The 14,188-nt window shown below is 51.5% G+C and carries 16 protein-coding genes; 4 read left to right on the forward strand and 12 right to left on the reverse strand.

The features are described 5' to 3' along the window. Positions 1-19: 19 nt before the first annotated feature. The 4 genes from radC to nadB all read left to right on the forward strand — a co-directional run bounded on the left by radC (position 20) and on the right by nadB (position 2,988). Positions 20-721, forward strand: coding sequence for a RadC family protein (gene radC / locus MCB1EB_RS10730; protein WP_045364377.1), 702 nt, complete (start codon positions 20-22; stop codon positions 719-721). 126 nt (positions 722-847) lie between these two features. Further along, positions 848-1,081 (forward strand): 50S ribosomal protein L28, encoded by a 234-nt coding sequence (gene rpmB / locus MCB1EB_RS10735; RefSeq protein WP_026921540.1) that lies wholly within the window; start codon positions 848-850, stop codon positions 1,079-1,081. A 10-nt stretch (positions 1,082-1,091) separates the two neighbouring features. Then, positions 1,092-1,259 (forward strand): 50S ribosomal protein L33, encoded by a 168-nt coding sequence (gene rpmG, locus MCB1EB_RS10740; RefSeq protein ID WP_034956958.1) that lies wholly within the window; start codon positions 1,092-1,094, stop codon positions 1,257-1,259. A 100-nt stretch (positions 1,260-1,359) separates the two neighbouring features. Then, positions 1,360-2,988 carry an L-aspartate oxidase gene (gene nadB, locus MCB1EB_RS10745; protein WP_045364373.1) on the forward strand — a complete coding sequence of 543 codons (1,629 nt, stop codon included), beginning with the start codon at positions 1,360-1,362 and terminating at the stop codon, positions 2,986-2,988. A 66-nt stretch (positions 2,989-3,054) separates the two neighbouring features. Here the strand turns inward: nadB and MCB1EB_RS10750 are convergent, their stop codons facing one another. The 12 genes from MCB1EB_RS10750 to rsmD form a co-directional block, all read right to left on the reverse strand. Then, on the reverse strand, positions 3,055-3,972 hold the full coding sequence (locus MCB1EB_RS10750; protein WP_232034110.1) for a glycosyltransferase family 2 protein: 918 nt from the start codon (positions 3,970-3,972) through the stop codon (positions 3,055-3,057). After that, positions 3,965-4,861, reverse strand: coding sequence for a dTDP-4-dehydrorhamnose reductase (gene rfbD, locus MCB1EB_RS10755; protein ID WP_045364371.1), 897 nt, complete (start codon positions 4,859-4,861; stop codon positions 3,965-3,967). Before rfbD ends, MCB1EB_RS10750 begins: the two co-directional genes overlap by 8 nt. Positions 4,862-4,872: 11 nt before the next feature. Beyond that, positions 4,873-5,424, reverse strand: coding sequence for a dTDP-4-dehydrorhamnose 3,5-epimerase (rfbC, locus tag MCB1EB_RS10760; RefSeq protein WP_045364368.1), 552 nt, complete (start codon positions 5,422-5,424; stop codon positions 4,873-4,875). Then, a complete protein-coding gene (gene rfbA / locus MCB1EB_RS10765; RefSeq protein ID WP_045366222.1) occupies positions 5,409-6,302 on the reverse strand; it encodes a glucose-1-phosphate thymidylyltransferase RfbA in 894 nt (297 codons plus the stop codon). The genes rfbC and rfbA overlap by 16 nt, the downstream gene beginning before the upstream one ends. 24 nt (positions 6,303-6,326) lie before the next feature. Next, positions 6,327-7,391: a dTDP-glucose 4,6-dehydratase gene (gene rfbB, locus MCB1EB_RS10770; RefSeq protein ID WP_045364365.1), complete on the reverse strand. Its 1,065-nt coding sequence runs from the start codon at positions 7,389-7,391 to the stop codon at positions 6,327-6,329. Positions 7,392-7,586: 195 nt separating this feature from the next. Beyond that, the gene (locus MCB1EB_RS10775; RefSeq protein ID WP_045366219.1) at positions 7,587-8,579 is read right to left on the reverse strand and encodes a glycosyltransferase family 2 protein; all 993 of its coding nucleotides are present in this window, start codon (positions 8,577-8,579) and stop codon (positions 7,587-7,589) included. 579 nt (positions 8,580-9,158) lie between these two features. Then, positions 9,159-10,031 (reverse strand): carboxylating nicotinate-nucleotide diphosphorylase, encoded by an 873-nt coding sequence (nadC, locus tag MCB1EB_RS10780; RefSeq protein ID WP_045364362.1) that lies wholly within the window; start codon positions 10,029-10,031, stop codon positions 9,159-9,161. 62 nt (positions 10,032-10,093) lie between these two features. Continuing rightward, positions 10,094-11,242: a quinolinate synthase NadA gene (nadA, locus tag MCB1EB_RS10785; protein ID WP_034956960.1), complete on the reverse strand. Its 1,149-nt coding sequence runs from the start codon at positions 11,240-11,242 to the stop codon at positions 10,094-10,096. A 2-nt stretch (positions 11,243-11,244) separates the two neighbouring features. Next, complete coding sequence (locus MCB1EB_RS10790; RefSeq protein WP_045364358.1) at positions 11,245-12,438, reverse strand: DesA family fatty acid desaturase; 1,194 nt, start codon at positions 12,436-12,438, stop codon at positions 11,245-11,247. 263 nt (positions 12,439-12,701) lie between these two features. Further along, entirely contained in the window at positions 12,702-12,959 is a 258-nt protein-coding gene (locus tag MCB1EB_RS10795; RefSeq protein WP_026921552.1) for a YfhL family 4Fe-4S dicluster ferredoxin, read from the reverse strand. Positions 12,960-12,963: 4 nt separating this feature from the next. After that, positions 12,964-13,491, reverse strand: coding sequence for a pantetheine-phosphate adenylyltransferase (gene coaD / locus MCB1EB_RS10800; RefSeq protein WP_026921553.1), 528 nt, complete (start codon positions 13,489-13,491; stop codon positions 12,964-12,966). After that, complete coding sequence (rsmD, locus tag MCB1EB_RS10805; protein ID WP_045364355.1) at positions 13,488-14,183, reverse strand: 16S rRNA (guanine(966)-N(2))-methyltransferase RsmD; 696 nt, start codon at positions 14,181-14,183, stop codon at positions 13,488-13,490. The genes coaD and rsmD overlap by 4 nt, the downstream gene beginning before the upstream one ends. Positions 14,184-14,188: the final 5 nt, after the last annotated feature.

The following is a 14,188-nucleotide window of genomic DNA, read 5'->3' on the forward strand; positions in this document are numbered from 1 at the left end:
TGTAAGCGACTTAGCTCAGATGAGACAGTTAACGCCCCAAAGGGGGCACGCCATTCGCACTTGGCCCAATAGTGAGCGCCCGCGCGAAAAATTAGCTCAAGCCGGCCCTGCCGCTTTGTCAGATGCCGAGCTGCTCGCCATTTTCTTGCGCGTTGGAGTCGCCGGACAAAGCGCGGTTGACCTTGGCCGCACGTTAATCCATCACTTTGGTTCGTTACGCGCTTTATTAAACGCTTCACATGCAGATCTTAAAGCCGTGCATGGAATGGGCCCCGCCAAAATTGCTCAACTGCATGCGATGAGTGAACTGATCCAACGCGCGCTAGCCGAGCAATTACGCAATAACACCTATCTTGAGTCGCCTACGGCCGTACGAAATTATTTAAAATTGTTGATCGGCGCACGTCCTTATGAAGTTTTTGTTTGCTTATATCTGGATGCGCGCCATCGGCTAATTCGTGCGGAAGAATCAGCGCGCGGCACATTAACCCAAACCGTCGTCTATCCACGTGAAATTGCCAAACAAGCATTGCTATTAAACGCGGCATCTTTGATCGTAGCGCATAATCATCCATCAGGCGCTGTGGCCGCCAGCCCTGCCGACCGGCATTTGACTCAACAACTACAAACCGTGCTGGCGCTATTTGAGATAAAATTACTGGATCACTTTATCGTCGCTTCTAACGCGATTTTGTCGTTTTCTGAAAAAGGCTGGATATAAAGCCAACCATAAAAACTCCTGCAACTTCTGCAAAATTGTATGCTAGAATTCGGCCTTTCGATTTTTATTTTACAACGCGCTGTAGCGATTGTTACCGCGTAGAATTTAGCGTACCAGGAGTGCTCAATGGCACGAAAATGTAAGGTAACTGGGAAAGGGCCAATGGTTGGCAATAACGTTTCCCATGCCAATAATAGAACAAAACGCCGCTATTTACCGAATTTGCAGTATCGCCGCATCTGGGTAGAAAGCGAAAATCGTGACGTGCGACTGCGCATCTCGAATGCCGCACTACGCCTGATCGACAAGATAGGAATTGATGCCGTGCTCGCTGATTTACGCGCACGTGGCGAAATTTAAAGGATAAATCATGGCTAAAGGCGGACGCGAAAAAATTAAGCTGGCATCATCGGCTGGCACAGGTCATTTTTATACCACGACAAAGAACAAACGCACACAACCAGGAAAGATGGAAATCATGAAATTCGATCCTGTCGTGCGTAAGCATGTTTCTTATACAGAAACTAAGCTGAAATAAACGGTTTCAGACGACCTGATACACCCAAACCCCGCCCAGCGCTGCTTTAGATTTTTTTGTAGCGACTGTGTGCGGGGTTTTTGCTGCAAGTGGCTGGCAGATGTCAAACCGCGAAAAATCTACCAACCCATTAAATTTCGATGTTGTCATCGTAGGCAGCGGCTTGGCCGGCTTAAGCGCAGCCCTGAAGCTCGCCCCCACTTTGCGCGTCGCGGTCATTGCTAAACGCTCGCTACACGATAGCGCGAGCGACTGGGCTCAAGGCGGAATTGCCGCTGCGCTGGATTCCGCTGACAGTATCGAAAACCATGTACAAGACACGCTGATTGCCGGCGGTGGCCTCTGTAATGAACACATCACCCGCTTTATCCTCGAACGAGGCGAATTAGCCATCAAATGGCTGCTTGAACAGGGCGTGCCTTTTACCCGTGATGCCGCCAGCGAGCTGGGGTTTCACTTAACGCGCGAAGGCGGCCATAGCCACCGAAGAATTATGCACGCCGCAGATGCAACCGGCCATGCGGTAGTGTCCACTCTAGCTCAGCGCGTACGGACACATCCGAATATAACGCTGCTTGAAGAGCATTTTGCCATTGACCTCATTACGTCCGCCCCGCTTGGCGCGCCTGGGCGGCGTTGTAATGGCCTTTACGTACTCGATATACGCAATGGGCATACGCTCACCCTAGAAGCACCGCATATCGTGCTCGCTACGGGTGGTGCAGGCAAAGTCTATCTATATACAACCAATCCTGATACAGCAACCGGCGACGGCATCGCAATCGCCTGGCGGGCAGGCTGCCGGGTTGCAAATATGGAATTTATCCAGTTCCATCCCACCTGCCTGTATCACCCCTATGCAAAGTCGTTTTTAATTAGCGAGGCCGTGCGTGGCGAAGGCGGTTTACTTAAACTCCCCGCGCATGATGGCAACGGTCTACGCTTTATGCCCAAGCACGATGCGCGCGCTGAGCTCGCGCCACGCGATATTGTGGCGCGAGCCATCGATTTTGAAATTAAAAAACACGGCATCGACTACGTTCACCTCGATATTAGCCACCAACCTCCGGAATTTTTGCGCGCGCATTTTCCGACCATTCTCGCGCGCTGCCTAGAATTTGGCATTGACATTACGCAGCAACCGATTCCGGTGGTGCCGGCGGCGCACTACACATGTGGCGGCGTCGTTACCGATGCCTTTGGACGCACCGATATTGCTGGGCTCTTCGCAGTTGGAGAAACCGCTTATACGGGTTTACATGGCGCTAACCGGCTAGCGAGCAACTCTTTACTAGAATGCGTCGTCATGGCTCACTCCAGCGCCTCCGCGATTCAAACAGACCTCGCTAACCATGCATATCGTCCGAGCACACCCTTGCCGATCTGGGATGAAAGCCGCGTGACAGATCCAGACGAAGAAGTGGTGATTACCCATAACTGGGATGAATTACGCCGACTGATGTGGAATTATGTTGGGATTGTCCGCACGGATAAACGCTTATCGCGCGCCAAACATAGAATTGCGTTGTTGCGTAGTGAAATCGATGAATATTATGCTAATTTCCGCATCAGCCGGGATTTACTCGAATTACGTAATCTCGTCGAGGTCGCTGCGCTGATTGTAGAGAGTGCGTGCTTGCGGCGCGAAAGCCGCGGCTTACATTTCAGCCGCGATTGGCCTGAGCAGTTAGCTGAAGCGCTACCGACGGTACTGGTGCGGCAGCGTTAAACGACTTTAAATTTTTTTATGCAATTTATACAAAATTGCAACCACCATTGGTCCTATTCCCCAAAATTAGTGCAGTGGACCCATCCGTCCCGTCAATCCATGCCATAACCCAATCAAGGACATCCTCAGATGATCCAGACGAGGCCTCATGAAGAGACTATAAATCATAAGGCGAACAGGAAGTTTTACCAGCTCAGTGGATTTCCAGCTCCACGGCACATAGCCCCGCTTGATGAGCGCGACCGCATTACGGAACAAATAATAATGACGCAATGGACTATGACTTGGATAGACGCGACCGAGCACGCGAACCGGTTCCCCACCCAATTCGTGCGCGAGACGCAACATAGGCGCACCAAGCGCTGAATAGCCTTTTGCGCGCGCCCTGACACACCACTCCAGGTCCACAAAATCGATGAAAAGCCCTTCGTCCATGGGCCCGATGTCACGCCATGCCGCAAGATTGATGCACGAACCCGAACTAATCAAGAAATCGACCTCAATCGGCTGAGTGCCGACCGGCGCGATGCGTCGCAGCTTCCAATACCCAAAGCGTACGAAAGGGGTCACGCTGCCGAATCGTGCATCCTCGTAAGCGGGGCCAATCAGCGCGACCGGCTTACCTTGATTTAATTGCTCCTCGAGCAGGCACGGCAAGTCCCGAACCAGCTGGCTGGACGCTTCGCTGTCTTGATCGAAGATCAACGCACTCTTACATCCGGCGTCAATTAAGACTTCCACCCCCTGATTGATTGCGGCCGCGATACCGCGGTTTGCTCCGTTGGCAACATACACAATCTCATTGTCCAAGCCAAGGTCAGATGCGCGACTAACCTGCTCTGTATTATCGATAACCACGCAAAGTGCCATCTTAGCAAGCGCGTTCGCGCGCCGCACGCACTCTACATCGGGCCGATAGAAGACCACGACAATACCACCGCTTAGGCCGTCCTGCGCAGCCTCATGATTCCATATCTTAGTCAATCATGCAAAGGCGTAATGCCTCCCTCCAATCGGGCGCCCGCAACCCGAACACGCGCACGAGTTTCTCATTCGACATCCGCGAATTGGCCGGACGCTTAGCCGGTGTCGGATACTCAGCTGTCGAAATCTGCTTCACCACAGGCCGCCTATCAAGTTGCGACAACTCGAAAATTGCCGAGGCGAATCCATGCCACGATGTTGCACCGCCTGCGCTCAGGTGATACACCCCAGACCGCTGATGCCACCAGGATTTTTGATCTTGCGACGCTAGCGCCTGCGCAACCACGTGCGCTGTCAGCATTGCAATTGTATTGCTCCATGTCGGCGCCCCAATCTGGTCAGCAACCACGTTCAGTTCCTCCCGCTCAGCGCCAATCCTTAGCATTGTCAGCAGCATGTTTTTTCCGCGCCTGCCATACACCCAGCTGGTTCGGAAAATCAGATAATTCGCACCACTCGCCGCAATTGCCTGCTCGCCAAAAAGTTTCGTACGACCATACACGTTCTGCGGATCGGTCGGATCGCTCTCGACATACTCCCCATCCTTCTCGCCATTAAACACATAATCAGTCGAATAATGAATCAGCGGGATATTGAGCCTCTTGGCCTCATCGGCGAGTACACCCGGTGCTTGACCGTTAATCGTCATTGCCAGGTCAGGCTCGCTCTCGGCTTTGTCAACACTCGTATATGCGGCAGGATTCACAATTAGCGTGGGACGCACCTCGCGTACAACCGAGCGTATCTGCTCGAGATTCGATAGATCCAGCATTGAACGGTCAGCCGCTACCACTCGACCGAGCCCCTGCAACGCACGCGTCAGCGCGAAGCCAACCTGACCATTCACGCCGGTGACTAGTATCGTACGCCTTTCATGCTCCAAACTCATCAGCGCCTCCTCTAAGCGAAAACTTCCGCTTCTGCAAGGTGTTTACCCGCAGCATCTTTCGCGGCGACCAGCGGTTCACCATCATACGGCCACTCGATACCAATCCGCGGGTCATTCCAGACAATGCTGCGCTCAAACTCTGGAAACCAGTAGTCAGTCGTCTTATACAGAAACTCCGCCGATTCCGACAGAGTTACAAAGCCATGCGCGAAGCCCGCTGGTACCCAGAGCTGTCGCTTGTTCTGGGCCGACAGATGCACGCCAACCCAATTGCCGAAGTTCGGCGAGCTCTTGCGAATATCCACCGCCACATCAAACACCTCACCTTGCACAACACGCACAAGCTTGCCCTGCGCGCGCTGGATCTGATAGTGCAAACCACGCAACACGCCCTTTTCAGAATGTGAATGGTTGTCCTGCACAAACACCGCACGCATATCGACAAGTTCAGCAAACTCACGCGCGTTAAAGCTCTCAAAGAAAAAACCTCGCGCATCACCAAACACTTTCGGCTCAATGATCTTCACTTCGGGTAATGCAGTCGGCGTTACTTGGATGGCCATGCGATTTGGTCCGTCAAAATAGTTTGCAAATATTTACCATAGCCGTTTTTCGTGAGTGGCGCGGCCAGCCTGTGCAATTGCTCAGCATCAATCCAGCCGAGCCGATACGCAATTTCTTCTGGACACGCAACCACGAGCCCTTGCCGTTTTTGCAGCGTCGCAATGAATGTCGCCGCTTCGATCAAGGAATCATGCGTTCCCGTGTCAAGCCATGCGTAGCCGCGCCCCATGATTTCGACGTTCAGATTGCCCTGTTCGAGATAAACGGAATTGATATCGGTAATCTCTAACTCGCCGCGCGGCGACGGCTGGATTGTCGCCGCGATGTCACACACATTGTTGTCATAGAAGTACAAGCCTGTGACAGCATAGTTCGAGCGCGGCTTCGTCGGCTTCTCCTCAATCCTCAGCGCCCGAAACTCTCGGTCAAACTCGACCACACCATAGCGCTCCGGATCGTGCACGTGATATGCGAACACGGTAGCGCCCGCAGTTCGCTGGTTCGCCCTCTCAAGCTGCCCAACCAAATCGTGCCCGTAGAAAATATTGTCGCCGAGAATCAACGCGGAAGGAGCCTCACCGATGAACTCGCGCCCGATGATGAACGCTTGCGCCAGGCCATCTGGCGAGGGCTGGACCGCGTAATGGAGGTTCATGCCCCATTGGTGACCATCACGCAGCATCGCTTCAAAACGCGGCGTGTCCTCTGGCGTCGAGATCACCAGTACGTCTCGAATGCCCGCCATCATAAGCGTAGAAAGCGGGTAGTAAATCATCGGCTTGTCGTACACTGGCAGCAACTGCTTGGAGACGGCGTGCGTGATTGGATAAAGCCGTGTGCCGGAGCCGCCAGCAAGAATAATGCCCTTACGCTCAATGTGTGCCATCATTATTGTTCTCGATTATCCCGCACGCTGTGCGTAGTTCAGTTCGACCCACTTGCGATAGTCGCCCGACTGCACCTCATCCACCCAGCTCTGATTGCCAAGGTACCATAGGACAGTCTTCTTCAGGCCACTCTCGAACGTCTCAGCAGGCTTCCAGCCTAGATCGTGCTCGATCTTTCGCGCGTCGATTGCGTAACGTTGATCGTGGCCTGGACGGTCGGTGACAAACGTGATCTGGTCGTGGTACGAACCGGCAGTTTTCGGTTTGAGTTGATCGAGCAGATCGCACAGCGTATGCACAACCTCAATATTTTTTTTCTCGTTCCAACCGCCTATATTGTAAGTTTCGCCAGGCGTGCCGCGCGCGAGCACGGCGCAGATCGCGGCACAATGATCGCCAACGTACAACCAATCCCGCACGTTTTGCCCATCGCCGTATACTGGCAGCGGCTTACCGGCGAGCGCATTGGCAATCATCAGCGGAATCAACTTCTCAGGGAAATGATACGGCCCATAGTTATTGGAGCAGTTTGTCGTCAGCGTAGGCAGTCCGTAAGTATGGTAATACGCTCGCACCAAGTGGTCAGCGCCGGCCTTGGTGGCCGAATAGGGGCTGTTCGGTGCATACGGCGTCACCTCGGAGAACGGTGGCTCGCTCTCGGAGAGCGAACCGAATACCTCGTCGGTGGATACGTGCAGAAACCGGAATGCAGCCTTCGCACCGGCATCTAGCCCGCTCCAGTAGGTTCGGGCGCTGTCCAGCAACGTGAAAGTGCCGATTACATTTGTCTGCACGAACTCGGCCGGTCCGTAGATTGACCGGTCGACATGGCTTTCGGCTGCGAAGTGCACAACCGCACGCGGCGCATGCTTCGCAAACAATGTATCGAGCGCGGCACGATCGCAAATATCCACGCGCGCGAATAAATGACGCGGGTCACCCTCAAGCGACTTCAACGTGCGCAGATTGCCTGCGTAAGTGAGTTTATCGACATTGAGAATAGCTTCATCGTTATCGCGCAACCAGTCAAGCACGAAATTACCGCCGATGAACCCGGCGCCGCCCGTTACGAGAATCATACCTTTAACTCTAAAAAACACGACTACGCACAAACCTTCCCGCAAGGTAGTCAGGACAGTCGGTAGCGCGATCGGGGAAAAAATGGATGTCTGGAAAACAGATTAAGCAGGATTATACAGGAGCGGCCTAGTTAGGCCCCGTTTCTCAGCTGATCCTGCCCCAAGATTAGTTCCATTCTAAAATAGAAAAACGCGTTACAAATTCCTTAAATAGTACTTGGCCGACAGATTAAATAGGGCCGAGGACAGCAAAAGTGTTATCAGCCATAGCTTCATTTTGGACGTTATGCCCACATAGGGATTAGCGTAGACCATCGATGCATATTTGCGCAGAGTCGATATAATCTCAGGCCGGTGTTCGCTGCGCTTTCTCGCTGCCTTAATCACATCGACGATAAATGCCCTGCCGAAGCGCGGGACTAGGCAGTCTCGGAAATAGAAGCGCTGCTTGTCCCTCTCATCAGGGAACATCTCAACGAGCTTTTGAAAATAGAGAAAGCGGCTGCGGCTCATATGAATTGTGTAGGAGGCACTCTCCGCATGGATGCACCAGACGTACACTGGGCGATCGACGAAATAGTTTGTATAGCCTTTGCGAAAAATGCGGAGGAACAGGTCGTCGTCCTCATAGCCGATGAAACGCGGGTCGAAGCCTCCGACCGCAAGAAACGCTTTGCGACTAACCAATGACGCTGAAGGCAAGACAAACATGTCCTCCTGCAATAGATCAATGATCGCTCGCTTAGGATGGCTCGTGCATAGCTCCTTGACCATGGCCGTGCGCACGACATTCCCATCGCCATCGGCTTCTATCGCATCGCCATAAACAAAACCGAAGCGACTATCTTTCCTTGGAATCGCATGCATCAAGATCTCAATGTGGTCAGAAAGATAGAAATCATCTTGGTCGAGAAAGCAGATGTACTCGGAGTCAGCAGCTTCTACGCCGGCATTGCGAGCTGATCCTTGGCCACCATTCGGCTTATCGACGATGCGAAAATCATATTTTTTGGACAATTCATATAGCGCCGCCCGCTCTTCGGCGCGCGAGCCGTCATTTACGACGAACACTTCGTTGGCCGCCATGGTCTGTTCGGCGACACTCGCGAGTGCGCGCTCAATCCATTTTGAACCATTGTAGAAGGGAATGATGACAGCGACAGTGGAAGCAACGTGGTCGTTCGGCATGTTGAACGTTGGAGTTAACCTCATTTGATGAACAGTTAAAAGCTTCCATTTTTAAATGGAATTAATTGAAAAAATATTTTGCTATGAAATGTTAAAGCCATGCAAATCGGTATCTGCCTCGTCTAGCTTTGTGCAGCCCAACTCGTACAGGAGATCAGTAGACTGAATAATAATATAATTTTTACGTGTAAAGGATTTCTTTCGAAGTGGATGGGTGAATTGAGTGCCGAATGCCTACGCTCGGGGTTGTACAACACATCAATTTATGTAAATACAGCTAAGCGATCGTCAATTTTATGTGTAATTCATAGACATCGATTCAATTTTCCGATCTGTAAATCGGCATAATATAAGCCTTCTGCTAAAGTAAAAGAAGTGATATTAAAAAAGAGGGAGTGGTGGAATTACCTACGCTGGTCTTGTTTGAATAAATTTCGCAATATAGACGAATTGCAAGAGGGCTTAAGCGGTTAGATTGACTTTGATGATTTTTGAGAACAATCCAATTCAAGAGGCCAAACGTCGAACAGGTGCGCAGAACGAAATTCGCTAGCTTTAACTCTGGCCATGGCCAAATGACTAGACTCTATCAACAACCCGCAATGAATAGTCGATTGCCTGCAAATGCTTTGTCAAAGCGCCAATCGAAATTCGATCAACCCCTATTTCAGCAATTGCACGCACGGTATCTAAATTCACCCCGCCCGATACCTCTAGCACAGCACGTCCAGCATTGATGCGCACGGCTTCACGCAGTTCATCGAGGGTAAAATTGTCTAACAAAATTAACCGCGCCTGTGCACCAAGTGCTTCTGCAAGTTGAGCCAATGTTTCAACTTCGATTTGAACCGGCACTGATCGCTGCAACGCGCTGGCAGCGGCAAGCGCTTGGGTGATGCCGCCTGCTGCGGCAATATGGTTTTCTTTAATGAGGATACCGTCATATAGCGCAAGCCGCTGATTCTCACCTCCCCCAACCCGGACAGAATATTTCTGCGCCAGCCGTAAGCCTGGCAGAGTTTTACGCGTATCGAAAATGCGCGCTCGCGTCCCGGCAATAGCGTTAACATAAAGCCGTGTCGCGCTGGCGCTGCCTGAGAGCAATTGCAAAAAATTGAGAGCAGCTCGTTCACCCGTGAGTAACGCGCGCAGCGGTCCGCGTAATATGCAAACCTCATCATTAGCCCGCATCAGCTCGCCCTCCCGATAACGCCATTCGAGCTTGATATTTGCATCAAGCTGGCGCATGACCTCTGTAAACCAGGGGGTACCACACAATACCGCGGCTTCACGCACAATAACGCGCGCTACGCCAAGCTGCTGAGCATCAAGTAAAAGGCCGGTTTGATCTTGGGAGCCAATGTCTTCTTGCAATGCATCGGTCACATTGCGGCTCAACGCCTGCTCAAATAACTCACCATATTCGGTACGGATTGCGTCAAGTGGCGTCATCTTACAAAGAAGAAAGAGGGGGTGGCATTGAGCCTAAAAAGAGGATTTTTGTAGCCAATGACTCAGGCCGGTCCAACTTGGGCGAATAACGCTCCATCACGCGCAAGATCGCCGCTAGCACGCACGTTGCTCTGACGCCGCGCGGCAAAATCAAGCATGCGATCAATTGGCAAACGCGCGCGCGCAGCAATCTCAGCCTCAACATGAATTTCATTATGTCCATGCTCAAGCACGTCGGCCAAGTTGGCCAGCCCATTCATCGCCATCCAAGGGCAGTGGGCACAACTTTTGCAGGTTGCGCTATGGCCCGCTGTAGGGGCTGCAATAAAATGTTTAGTAGGAGCGGCGGCGCGCATTTTATGCAAAATACCTAAGTCGGTAGCCACGATAAATTCAGTTGCATCAAGCGTTTGGGCGGCAGCAATTAATTGCGTTGTCGAGCCGACTACATCAGCCTGTGCCACCACTGCCGCGGGCGACTCTGGATGCACGAGTATTTTAGCCTGCGGATGTTCAACACGTAGCAGTTCTAACTCAACGCCTTTAAATTCATCATGCACCACACATGAGCCTTGCCAAAGCAACATATCAGCGCCAGTTTTTTGCTGGATATATTGACCCAAATGACGATCCGGCGCCCACAGAATTTTTTTTCCTTGACGGTGCAACTCGGCGACGATGTCTAAGCCAATGGAGGAGGTCACCATCCAATCCGCGCGCGCTTTAACGGCGGCGCTCGTGTTAGCGTACACCACCACTGTGCGCTCTGGGTGAGCCGCGCAAAATGCTGAGAATTCATCTGCTGGACAACCCAAATCTAGCGAACAGGTCGCATCGAGATCAGGCATCAGTACGCGCTTATCCGGACTTAAAATCTTTGCGGTTTCCCCCATAAAGCGCACGCCTGCCACGACTAAAGTACGCGCCGGATGGTCGCGGCCAAAGCGGGCCATTTCGAGTGAATCCGCCACACAACCACCGCTTTCGTCAGCCAATTCCTGCAATTGAGCATCCACATAATAATGCGCCACCAACACCGCTTGCTGGCGCACCAGTAAGGCGCGGATCCGCTCTTTTAACGCGCGTTGCTCAGCCGCAGTAGGCGTGGCGGGCAAGCGCGCCCACGCTTGCCCTGTGCCGCAAACGGCGCCTTGCATTTGTGGTTGGTCAAAATCAACAGCCTTAATGGCTGGCAGTGACGAAGAATGCATTTTTATGAATAACAGCGTAGGCGTAGCGAAAAATCTTGCAAGGCTTTAATGCCACTTTCTTCAGCTCGGCGGCACCAAGCTTGCAGCTGATGCAAAAGTTGCTCGCCGGAAGCATTTGAGCGCTCCCAAATAGCCGCCAGCTCGCCTTGCAATTCATGAAAGGTACGCAAAGCATTGCTATGCGCTAAAATTTGCGGCAACTCTTTTTGGAGTTTTTCAAGGCGTGCGCCTTCATCATGAAACCATTTGCGCGCACTTTTAACCAACAAATATTTTTCTTTAGCGCCAACCTCTTTAAGGTACGCCAATTCATGGCGGTAAGCGCGCTTTATGGCCTGGGCGTAACGCGCCATCACATCATAACGATTCGCCAAGACCGCGTGCAAAGTCTCAAGATCCAGCGCTGGTTTGCCTCGTGTAAGTTTGGGGACAGGCGCCACTTTTTTGACTTTAGCTAACCGCAAAGCAGACAGAATGCGAATATACATCCAGCCAATATCAAACTCATACCATTTATTAGAGAGTTTAGCTGAAGTAGCAAAAGTATGATGATTGTTATGCAACTCTTCGCCGCCAATGATGATCCCCCAGGGGAAAATATTGGTGCTTGCATCAGCGCAATCGAAATTACGATAGCCCCAATAGTGAGCAAGTCCATTGACCACGCCCGCAGCCCAAAACGGCACCCAAATCATCTGCAAAGCCCACACCGACACGCCAAGCACGCCAAAAAGCGCAACATTGATAATCATCATCAATGAAACACCAAGCACCGAATGCTTTGCATAGATATTTCGTTCCAGCCAATCATCCGGCGTGCCACGGCTATATTTGCTAAGCGTTTCTTGATTTTTTGCTTCCGCTCGGTACAATTCAGCGCCCTCTAGCAGCACTTTCCAGATGCCGCGCCGTTGCGGGCTGTGCGGATCTTCATCAGTTTCACACTTGGCATGATGTTTACGGTGAATCGCCGCCCATTGGCCGGTCACCATACCCGTCGTTAACCATAACCAACAGCGGAAAAAATGGCTGGCGATTGGGTGTAGGTCAAGCGCACGGTGGGCTTGGCAACGGTGTAGATAAACCGTCACCCCGATAATTGTTATATGCGTAACGACCAATGTATAAGCAGCAACCTGCCAATACGACCAACGCAATAAACCATGAGAGAAAAAATCAAGCAAAGCGTGCAACAAAATGGCCGCCTCCCATTAAAAAATAAAAAACACCCGCTCAGCGCTACCAAAAATTCAACTGCTAAAACCCCGCTAAAGCGGCGAGACCGACATATTCTATCCTATATGGCAGGTGTGCCGTTCACCTAAACTAGACATAGCCAAGGACGTAATCTGATCGCATATATAACTAGCATATACTCAATCTATGAAAATAGATGTATGGAACTTCGTCTGAGCTCTTGATTCCGAATGATTAAGGGCTAACAGCCAGGCGCGCTTGATTAAACCTCTTTGTGCGCCACTAATTTATGATATTTCTCAAGTAACTGTGTGCGCGTTTCAATATATTCAAGGTTAAGTGGAATACACTCTACTGGGCAAACTTGTTGGCACTGCGGTTCATCAAAGTGCCCAACGCATTCAGTGCATTTACTCGGGTCGATCACATAGATCTCGGTGCCCATTGAAATCGCATTATTTGGGCATTCTGGCTCGCAAACATCGCAATTAATACATTCTTCAGTAATCTTCAATGCCATGAGCTTATCCACGCGCCAGTTGCTGCTGGCTATTATCATCGACCTCAGCCGCCAACTTAGCAGCTTTGTCTTTAATCCATTTCTCAACCGAGGGAAAGACAAATTTGCTAATATCGCCGCCCAATTGCGCTATTTCACGCACAATTGTGCCGGAAATAAACTGATATTGATCGGCTGGTGTCATAAACATCATTTCAATATCAGGCATTAGGTATCGATTCATCCCCGCCATTTGAAATTCGTATTCAAAATCTGATACGGCACGCAAGCCGCGCACAATTACACGCGCTTCATGACTGCGCACAAAATCTTTGAGTAAGCCCTTAAAGCTTTCGACCTGCACATTAGAGTAATGTCCCAGCACTTCACGCGCAATAGCTAACCGTTCTTCTAGCGTGAAAAAAGGCCGTTTATTGCGGCTATCGGCAACGCCAATAATGAGTTTATCGAAAATACTCGAGGCGCGGCGCACAATATCCTCGTGACCACGCGTGAACGGGTCAAAAGTCCCCGGATAAACTGCAACGATCATGCCGTTTCCCCCTCAAAAGGCAAAATATCTCTATCTTGGCTAGCCAGATGGCGTAATAAATGATAGTGCACAGCCCCTGCCCTACCGCGCCGCACAACACTCCACCCCATGCGCTGCGCGGATTCTAGCGCAGGCAGGTTACCCGCCGCTCTAGCCTCCGTTTGCAATATCAACGGTTTGCCCAGAGTTAACGGCCTAGAGGATTCAATATAGATTGCGCCTCCTCGCCGCATTAGCGGCAAACATACATTTAATGCAGGCTCAAGTAAATCCGCGGCGAAAGGAGGATCAAGGAAAATCAGATCGAAGCTGCCTGCGGCAAGTCCGCGCGCAAAGTTAAGCGCGTCAGCATGTACAATTTCCACGGTATGAGCAGCTAGTTTCTCTTGATTGCGCCGTAGTTGCTGCACGATACGCAGTTGCCGTTCAATCATCAGCACACGCGCCGCGCCACGCGAAGCCGCCTCAAAACCTAATGCGCCGCTCCCTGCGAATAAATCCAGGCAGACCAGTCCATCCAGCGTTTGGCCTAGCCAATTGAATAACGTTTCCCGCACTCGGTCTGGGGTGGGCCGTAATTCGTGCATATCCAGCACCGGCAAATGCGTGCGCTTCCAAAGCCCGCCAATGATGCGCACCGAATGCGCCGCGGCGCGCGCTGCTCCGTTAGAAAATTCAGATGAAATAACCATGCTAA

Origin of the sequence: Mycoavidus cysteinexigens, from assembly GCF_003966915.1 — a bacterium.
Classification (GTDB): domain Bacteria; phylum Pseudomonadota; class Gammaproteobacteria; order Burkholderiales; family Burkholderiaceae; genus Mycoavidus; species Mycoavidus cysteinexigens.

Bases quoted from the DNA above. Each gene is read 5' to 3' on its own strand.
- radC (WP_045364377.1), top strand. From the start codon at position 20: ATGAGACAGTTAACGCCCCAAAGGGGGCACGCCATTCGCACTTGGCCC.
- rpmB (WP_026921540.1), top strand. From the start codon at position 848: ATGGCACGAAAATGTAAGGTAACTGGGAAAGGGCCAATGGTTGGCAAT.
- rpmG (WP_034956958.1), top strand. From the start codon at position 1,092: ATGGCTAAAGGCGGACGCGAAAAAATTAAGCTGGCATCATCGGCTGGC.
- nadB (WP_045364373.1), top strand. From the start codon at position 1,360: ATGTCAAACCGCGAAAAATCTACCAACCCATTAAATTTCGATGTTGTC.
- rfbD (WP_045364371.1), bottom strand. From the start codon at position 4,861: ATGAGTTTGGAGCATGAAAGGCGTACGATACTAGTCACCGGCGTGAAT.
- rfbC (WP_045364368.1), bottom strand. From the start codon at position 5,424: ATGGCCATCCAAGTAACGCCGACTGCATTACCCGAAGTGAAGATCATT.
- rfbB (WP_045364365.1), bottom strand. From the start codon at position 7,391: ATGATTCTCGTAACGGGCGGCGCCGGGTTCATCGGCGGTAATTTCGTG.
- MCB1EB_RS10775 (WP_045366219.1), bottom strand. From the start codon at position 8,579: ATGCCGAACGACCACGTTGCTTCCACTGTCGCTGTCATCATTCCCTTC.
- nadC (WP_045364362.1), bottom strand. From the start codon at position 10,031: ATGACGCCACTTGACGCAATCCGTACCGAATATGGTGAGTTATTTGAG.
- nadA (WP_034956960.1), bottom strand. From the start codon at position 11,242: ATGCATTCTTCGTCACTGCCAGCCATTAAGGCTGTTGATTTTGACCAA.
- MCB1EB_RS10795 (WP_026921552.1), bottom strand. From the start codon at position 12,959: ATGGCATTGAAGATTACTGAAGAATGTATTAATTGCGATGTTTGCGAG.
- coaD (WP_026921553.1), bottom strand. From the start codon at position 13,491: ATGATCGTTGCAGTTTATCCGGGGACTTTTGACCCGTTCACGCGTGGT.
- rsmD (WP_045364355.1), bottom strand. From the start codon at position 14,183: ATGGTTATTTCATCTGAATTTTCTAACGGAGCAGCGCGCGCCGCGGCG.